The organism is Ideonella azotifigens, from assembly GCF_006519715.1.
GTDB classification, from domain to species: Bacteria; Pseudomonadota; Gammaproteobacteria; order Burkholderiales; family Burkholderiaceae_C; genus Ideonella; species Ideonella azotifigens.
Window position 1 is genome coordinate 1 of the sequence record NZ_VIDT01001040.1, and the last position, 1,388, is coordinate 1,388.

At 68.2% G+C, this 1,388-nt stretch carries 1 protein-coding gene and 1 pseudogene; one reads left to right on the forward strand and one right to left on the reverse strand.

Annotated features, from left to right (window positions below):
- Nucleotides 1–149: 149 nt before the first annotated feature.
- Complete coding sequence (locus FKP22_RS30405; protein WP_141291931.1) at nt 150–1,073, reverse strand: hypothetical protein; 924 nt, start codon at nt 1,071–1,073, stop codon at nt 150–152.
- 83 nt (nt 1,074–1,156) lie between these two features.
- On the opposite strand from FKP22_RS30405, the pseudogene FKP22_RS30410 reads away from it, so the two are divergent.
- Nucleotides 1,157–1,388 (forward strand): annotated as a pseudogene (locus FKP22_RS30410) (hypothetical protein); the annotation flags it as partial.

Genomic DNA, 1,388 nt, shown 5'->3' on the forward strand with positions numbered 1-1,388 from the left:
GATTTACGTCTGCGGCAGCCTCACAGGCCTGGGCCAGGGCGTGGACCAGGCGCTGCAGCAACTGCTGGGCGAGCCGGCGCTGGCCGAGCTGGCCGCGCAGGGCCGCTACAAGCGCGACCTTTACTGAGCAGCCCAGCAGCTTATGCCCATCAAGGCTTGGCCAACGATGTCTTGCCAGGCTGAGACACGAAGCTGCGTACCGCGGCTGCGCTGAAGCGCTCGGCGGGGATGGGCGTGCCGTCGGTGATGGTCAGCAGGCGCTCGTTGAGGAAGGCGCTGGCCTCGCCCAGCATTTGGTCCAGCACATCGCCTTCGGTCGAGCCGGAGCCTTTCAGCACGACCAGTTCGTGGTGCCCGTTGTGCACATAGAGCGGCTGGCGCTCGTAGAGGCAGTAGTCCGCCTCGGGGCTCTTGCCGTCATGGCCCTTGGCGGCCAGCCCGGCGGTCTTCATTGTCTTGGCCAGCACGTCGCTCTGCCAGACGCAGCGGGCGCCGCCGGCATCCTCGGCCGGCAAGCCGGCGAGGTCGTAGGCGTCGACCTTCTTGCCCGCACAAGCGGTGCGCCCCGCGCCCTGCGTGCTCAGCTCAGGCTGGGACGCTTGCGGGGCGGTGTAGTCGATCATCTCCCCCAGCGGCGTGGAGCCACCGAGGGTTGCCTCGCCGCACACGTCGCCGGCCCAGGCGTGGCGTTCGGCGAACAGCGCCAGCGCGCAGCTGCCACTGGCCGGATCGGCCGCGACCCGGCGCACGGTGGTGTAGGTGGCATGGCGGGCGCCGTCGAAATACTCCTCGGTCTCGGTGACCCTCAGCTTGGCAAGGTAGTCGTCCGATGGCAGCCTGGCCGGCGCCGGTGTCGGCGGCAGGTTCTTCTCCAGACGGCAAGCCTCCACGCTGACCAGGATGCCGTTCTTCAGGCCCTCGACATTGCCCAAACCGGCGCGGTGCAGGTAGATCGGCGTGCGGCTGTCCGGTGCAACGCCGGCGGCCGGCACAAGCGGCGCAGCGCCTGCCAGGGTCAGCGCAAGGCAGCAACGGTTCAGGAGCTTCAGTCGGAGAGAAGAAATGGCGTGCATGCGGCGATTTTGATGCAGGCCGCCTCGCCAGCGGCCGACCCTGCCGGCCGTGGGCAGGGCAAGGCGGCTTTATCATCGGGGCCATGGAGTTTCCCCGCGACGTGGCCGCCATTCGCCTCGACAACGCGCTGGTCCTGTTCGACGAATTTGTCCGCAGCACTGTCAAACACGCCGACGCCGCCACCTTGCGTGGCCTGGAGCGGCGTTTCGCCGAACGTCTGCAAATACAACCCAGCTACTGGAGCCAGATCAAGGGCCGCTCGCGCCAGATCGGCGAGCGGCTGGCGCGCCAGTTCGAACAATGCTGCCAGAAGC

Excerpts from the sequence above, each read along its gene's own strand:
- FKP22_RS30405 (WP_141291931.1), bottom strand. The coding sequence starts at position 1,073 with ATGCACGCCATTTCTTCTCTCCGACTGAAGCTCCTGAACCGTTGCTGC.